Raw genomic sequence first — 6219 nt, 5'->3', positions numbered from 1 at the left:
ACCTCCTATTTGTCGTGTCAAAAAACTTGTTCATTTAGAAATAATTTCATATAAATATATGAATAAAAAATAAAAAGACCGTCTACTGAAATGATTTTAAAAATCATTTCAGAGACAGCCCCTTTTATATTAGTTACTTTCTCATAATCTTGTTAATTGACTCTTCATTTAAATTCTTAATAACTTCTACAGCTAAAGATACAGATGCTTCAATATCTTCCTTTGCGCAGTAATTATAATGACTATGAACATATCTTGATGGAATTCCTAAAACTAAACAAGGAACTGCCTTATTTCCTAAACTTATCTTAGCTGCATCTGTTGAGCCACCACGTCTAACTGCATTTTGATATTTTATAGAATTTTTATCTGCAATATCTTCTGCATATCTTATAAATAAAGGATTTGCTATATATCCTTGATCTAAATTTCTAATTTGAGTACCTTTTTTTAATGCTCCTTGAGATATATTTTTTGAATAATATAAATCATCTGCTGGTGAGCCTTCAAAAACAATTGCTAAATCAGGATTAACTACCTTAGTTGTTATTTGAGCCCCACGAATACCAACCTCTTCTTGTGCTGCAAAAGCACCTACTACATCTACTTCTAAATCTATAATATCTGCTAAAGCCTTTAATGTTTGAATAATACAGAAACACCCTACCCTATTATCAAAAGCCTTTCCAAAACATACACCAGTTTTTTCATTAAAATCAAATTCTACATTTGGTGCTACTGGGTCTCCAACCTTAATTTTAAATATATCTATAACTTCTTCCTTACTACTTGCCCCAACATCAATAAATATATCCTCAATTTCTAATGCATTGCTAGATTTTTCAGCTGCAGTCATAAAATGTGATGGCTTAGAAGTTGTAATACCCCTTATTAATTCACCATCTCTATTTTTTATATAAACAGTATGTGCAGGAATAGTAGTGTTATGCCATCCCCCAAGCTTTACTATACTTAATAACCCATTATCATTTATAGCTTGTACCATAAATCCAACTTCATCAGTATGGGCATCTAACATTACTGTTATCTTTTTGCCACTATTATTTTTTAACTTAGCAAAAACATTATTCATAGCATCATTTTCTACTATCATATCTTTACAATGCTTTTTTATAACCTCTACAACATCATCTTCAAAGCCTGATGGTCCAAATGCATCAGATAATTCTTTTAATACATTTAAATTAATCATTATTTATCCCCCCAAAGTTGCTTTTGCACCCTTTAAAATTAATCCTTATTATTTTCTTAAATTAAATATTTACTATTTAATTTAGATTAATAGATATTAATTATTTTTCTTCTTTAACTTCAGTTTTTGGTTCTGTTAATACAGCCTTACTAGATATTAACTTTTTACACTCATTGCAAAAGTATCCAGTTGAACCACAGCCTCTTATACATTCTATAACCTTACCACAATCTGGACAATAATATGTCATATTAATCACCTCTCTCACTTATATTAAAATTAGCTATAATTTAATATAAATCCCCTTAATTTTACATTACCATATTTTTATTAAATTTCAACATTTTTAATGTCATCTCATTTAGTAAAATTTAGTATAAATCTATATATTCTGTATAAAATATATTTATTACGAATTAATTTTAATACTAAAGTGGATTTCATACTATTGAAAGGAAGGTCGTCTAAATGGTAGATTTTAAAAATAGTAGGACTAAAGAAAATTTAATGAGAGCTTTTGCTGGTGAGAGTCAAGCAAGAAACAGATATACTTTTGCTGCAGATGCTGCTAAAAAAGAAGGTTATCAAATTTTACATGACTTATTTATCTATACTGCAAATCAAGAAAAAGCTCATGCTTGGCAGTTTATGAAAAAGCTTAAAGAGCTTTCTGGTCAAGAAATAGAAATAACAGCTACATATCCAGCTGAAGTTGAAAGCAGTACTTTAACATTATTAAAATCAGCAGCAAAACATGAATCTGCTGAACATGATGAAATCTATAAATCTTTTGCAGGAACAGCAAAAGAGGAAGGTTTCATGGATATATATACTTTATTTAATAATATTGCATCAGTTGAAAAAGTTCATTCAGAAAGATTTAATAATTATGCTACTATGCTTGAAAATGGTTCCTTATTTAAAGCAACTAATAAGCTTCAATGGATGTGTACAAATTGCGGATATATTTATGAAGGTGAAAGTGCACCTGCTAAATGTCCTGTATGCGAATACACTCAAGATTATTATATAAGATTTAATGAAAGCCCATTTGAAAAGTAAATAAAATTTAAAATGCTATAGAGTAACATTCATAATCTTAGTTACCCTATAGCATCTTTTATTTTAAAATATTTTTAAGTTGTCTATTTAATAGAAATACATTATCTATTTCATTTATATTTTCATCATAGTATTTAATTTCTGCACCTGTTATATAACCAACTGTATCTCTATCAAGTACACTACCTTGAATTTTTAATAATTCTTCCTCATTCATAGGTAGGTCTACAATTTTTGTTTCATTATCTCTAGTACATACTATCTTTACTTTCATATATATCATACTCCTTATAAAGTTAGTATGCTTCAATAAATAATCTTTATTTAAACTACTTCTTTATAGTCTAATTGTTTTTTATCAATATTCTTATCTAGCGACTTTAAGAATAATGTAACAAATGTCATAGAAATAATCATTCCTATTCCATCTGCAATAGGTGCTGCCCAAAGTATCCCTGTAATCTCCATTTTAATTGGAAGCAATATTACAAGTGGTACAAAGCAAACAATATCTCTAGTTAATGAAATAATTGCTGCTTTAGCTGGTTGGCCAACTGCTTGGAAGAAAATTGATGTCATTTTTATTGTACAAGTAAAAGTAACTAAAGAAAGGAAAATACGGAAAGTCATCTTAGCAAACTCATTATACAACTCTGACTCAGCGCCAAACATTCCAATTATAACTTGTGGACAAAGTTCAAAAATAAGTGTAGCTATAATTCCTACGATTAATGTAGAAATGAATATTATCTTATAAGCTTCTTTTACTCTATTATATTTTTTTGCGCCATAGTTGTATCCAAGAATAGGTTGTCCTCCAAGAACTATACCAACAACAATATTAATAACTATAGTAAATACTTTCATTGCAATACCGATAACTGCAATAGGAATATCTTGACCATACTTAGACACTGACCCATACTTAACAAGCATGATGTTACATACTAATGATATTATAACTATAGACATTTGTGTAATAAAAGTAGATGCCCCTAATTTGATAACATTACTAAATATACCGAAATTCATTTTAAAGCTTTCTAACTTTAATTTGAATGTTTTTGTCTTAAAGAAATAGCTTGCTGAAATTATAAATGAAATTATTTGTCCTATAATAGTTGCGTATGCTGCCCCTTTAATTCCCCATTTAAACACAAAAATAAAGATTGGATCTAAAATGATATTTATAATAGCTCCAACAAGCATAGACGCCATTGAGTATGCAGAGCTTCCATCTGCACGAATAATTGCATTCATCATATTCATAAGCATATATATAGGAATTGCTGCAAGTATTATAACAAAATATTCTCTAGCTAATCCTATGCTTGCACTAGATGCACCAAAAGCAAATAATATTTCATCCTTAAACATAAAACCTATGGCTACAAAAATTAAACTTATAACAAATGTAGCGGTAATACTATTACCTATGCTTTTATGAACATCCTTTGTATCCTTCTTTCCCTGACATATACTTAAATAAGCTGCTGCACCATCTCCAAAACACCATGCAAAAGCAACTGCTATAATAGTAATTGGGAATACTATAGTTGTTGCTGCATTTCCTAAATACCCCATCTCACTATTACCAATAAATATTTGATCTACGATATTATATAATGAACTGATAAGTAATGATAAAATACATGGAACAGAAAATTTTAATAATAATTTTGAAATTTTCTCTTCACCTAAAAACTTACTCTCTTCTGATTTTTTCATTTGAACCTCCTAAATTACATAACTGGAGTCTTTTTTAGAAAAGCTACCTGAAACTTATTTTGGCAAAAAAAAATATGCGTAGAATCCTGTCCGAATTCTACGCATTTCTGCTGTCGACTTTATAAACATTATCATAAAATTTAAATATATGTCAAGAAAGTTTTTTTAAGAAATTTATGCTAACTCTCTTACATTCCATTTAATAAACAGCATAAGTGCAATGTTTAATATAGCTGTTATACCTAAGATTATACTTATATGTATTCCCATATCTATTACTTGTCCAAATAGTAATTGCCCTGGCGCAACACTTATAGTTGCTACTGCTGTTGAAAAGGCTGATACACGTCCAAGCATATCGCTTCTTACTTCTTTTTGTATAAATGTTAAAGTAAGTACATTTGATAATGCTAAAGATAGCATTATTGCCATACCCCCAAATGCAAAAAGTCCAGCTAAAGCATAATTATTTATTTTCATTACTCCTAATGTTGCCATTAATATAACACCTATTATCATAGGGAAATATGTATAATGAACTTTTTTCATTGAGAACATTTTTGGCTTAACACTTATAAGGAATCCTCCTAGTATCATACCTAACACACACAGTCCTTCTACTATTCCATAAACCTGTGATGAAAGTCCTAATAATATATTTATAAAATATGGTGCAACTATTGATAATATTGGCACTAAGAAAATATTACAAAATGCATAAGAAGCTATAATTCCTAATATGATTTTCTTTTCTTTCTTTAAGTAAATAAAGCTATTTTTCATATCCACAAATGATTTTTTTACAAAACCCATAGATATTACTTTATCATCTTTATCGCAAGCTACTTCTTCAACTTTAACTACATCTGGTATATCTAAGAATAATTCCATTACTGCTGATGCTAAGAAACTTACTGCATTTATTATTACTATAAGCTTTATCCCAACAAATCCATAAAGTAACCCTGCCAATATAGGGCCTACAAAATTTACTATTGAACTTACTTGATTTATTATCCCATTTGCTGAAGTTAGCTTTTCCTCTTCTACAATTTGAGGAATTGAAGAAGTTACTGCTGGTCCATATAATGTATAGCAGATTGATAGTATAAACATAACTGTTCCAACTATAAGTTCGCTATCTCTTCCTCTAAGTAATATAAAGGCATATCCTCCAATCAATACTGAGCAGAAAAAATCTAAGTATACCATTATCTTTTTCCTATTTACATTGTCTGAAAGTCTTCCAGCAATAGGTGCACATAAGATATAGGGTATAGTTGATATAGCTAATATCCTAGAAAAAGCAGCTGTACTTCCTGTAAATTCTAACAAGTATAAGGACATACTAAATCTTTGAATAGCATTACCAAAGAGAGATATAATCTGCCCTAGTACTATAATTATAAAGTTTTTATTTTTCATTTATCCCCCTAAAAAGTTCATAATCTATGCATATTGGGTATTCTTTATTTTCACTTTCTGTAAGTTTTGCATCTATACCGTAAATCTTTTTCAAGTTTTCTTTATTAATAACTTCTAAAGGTCTTCCTTGGCAAACAGTCTTTCCTTTTTTAAGACCTATTATGTTATCTGCAAATCTACAAGCATTGTTAAGCTCATGAAGAACTATGACTACTGTAATCTTTTTTTCTTTATTAAGCTTTTGAAGCACTTCTAAAACCTCAAGCTGATAAGACATATCTAAATAAGTTGTAGGTTCATCAAGCATTATAATCTCTGTTTCTTGAGCAAGGGTCATAGCTATCCAAGCTCTTTGTCTCTGTCCACCTGATAAATTTTCAACTTCTCTATCTGCAAATTCACTAAGTCCAGTTTCTTTTATTGCCCAGTCAATAACTTCTTTATCATGGCTATTAAGTCCACCTATCATTTTTTGATGAGGGAATCTTCCAAAGGCTACAAGTTCTCTTACTGTAAGACCGCTTGGACAAACTGGTCCTTGAGGAAGAAATGCAACTTCTTTTGCTATATCCTTTTCCTTAACCTTTTTTATATTTTTATTATTTATGAAAATATCACCTGCTTTAGGCTTATTAATTCTTGATATAGTTTTTAGGAGTGTTGATTTTCCGCATCCATTTGCTCCAATTATTATACTTATCTTTCCCTTTGGTATAGATAAATCCATATCTTGAATTATAGTATTATTTTCATAAGATACTGTTAAATTCTTTACACTAATAGCTTCCATA

General features: G+C 29.3%; 7 protein-coding genes. 1 reads left to right on the top strand and 6 read right to left on the bottom strand.

The features are described from left to right. Positions 1 to 133: 133 nt before the first annotated feature. Entirely contained in the window at positions 134 to 1213 is a 1080-nt protein-coding gene (locus LQE93_RS15590) for a M42 family metallopeptidase (RefSeq protein WP_186838421.1), read from the bottom strand. Positions 1214 to 1313: 100 nt separating this feature from the next. After that, entirely contained in the window at positions 1314 to 1463 is a 150-nt protein-coding gene (locus LQE93_RS15585) for a YfgJ family double zinc ribbon protein (RefSeq protein WP_084759044.1), read from the bottom strand. Positions 1464 to 1681: 218 nt separating this feature from the next. Between LQE93_RS15585 and rbr the strand changes: the two genes are divergently transcribed. Then, the gene (gene rbr / locus LQE93_RS15580; protein WP_231074379.1) at positions 1682 to 2275 is read left to right on the top strand and encodes a rubrerythrin; all 594 of its coding nucleotides are present in this window, start codon (positions 1682 to 1684) and stop codon (positions 2273 to 2275) included. Between the two features lie 58 nt (positions 2276 to 2333). Here rbr and LQE93_RS15575 read toward each other — a convergent pair whose 3' ends face one another. The 4 genes from LQE93_RS15575 to LQE93_RS15560 all read right to left on the bottom strand — a co-directional run bounded on the left by LQE93_RS15575 (position 2334) and on the right by LQE93_RS15560 (position 6218). Further along, positions 2334 to 2549 carry a hypothetical protein gene (locus LQE93_RS15575; protein ID WP_231074377.1) on the bottom strand — a complete coding sequence of 72 codons (216 nt, stop codon included), beginning with the start codon at positions 2547 to 2549 and terminating at the stop codon, positions 2334 to 2336. Between the two features lie 50 nt (positions 2550 to 2599). Next, positions 2600 to 4003 carry an MATE family efflux transporter gene (locus tag LQE93_RS15570; RefSeq protein ID WP_231074375.1) on the bottom strand — a complete coding sequence of 468 codons (1404 nt, stop codon included), beginning with the start codon at positions 4001 to 4003 and terminating at the stop codon, positions 2600 to 2602. A gap of 174 nt (positions 4004 to 4177) precedes the next feature. Then, positions 4178 to 5428 carry an MFS transporter gene (locus LQE93_RS15565; RefSeq protein ID WP_231074373.1) on the bottom strand — a complete coding sequence of 417 codons (1251 nt, stop codon included), beginning with the start codon at positions 5426 to 5428 and terminating at the stop codon, positions 4178 to 4180. After that, on the bottom strand, positions 5418 to 6218 hold the full coding sequence (locus tag LQE93_RS15560; protein ID WP_055267817.1) for an ABC transporter ATP-binding protein: 801 nt from the start codon (positions 6216 to 6218) through the stop codon (positions 5418 to 5420). Before LQE93_RS15560 ends, LQE93_RS15565 begins: the two co-directional genes overlap by 11 nt. Between the last annotated feature and the right edge of the window lies 1 nt (position 6219).

The sequence above is a fragment of the Clostridium sp. NSJ-145 genome (genome assembly GCF_021044725.1).
In the GTDB taxonomy this organism is placed as follows: Bacteria; Bacillota; Clostridia; order Clostridiales; family Clostridiaceae; genus Clostridium; species Clostridium disporicum_B.
The sequence above is the reverse complement of the archived record's forward strand: the minus strand, read 5'-3'. Positions and strand labels throughout refer to the sequence as shown.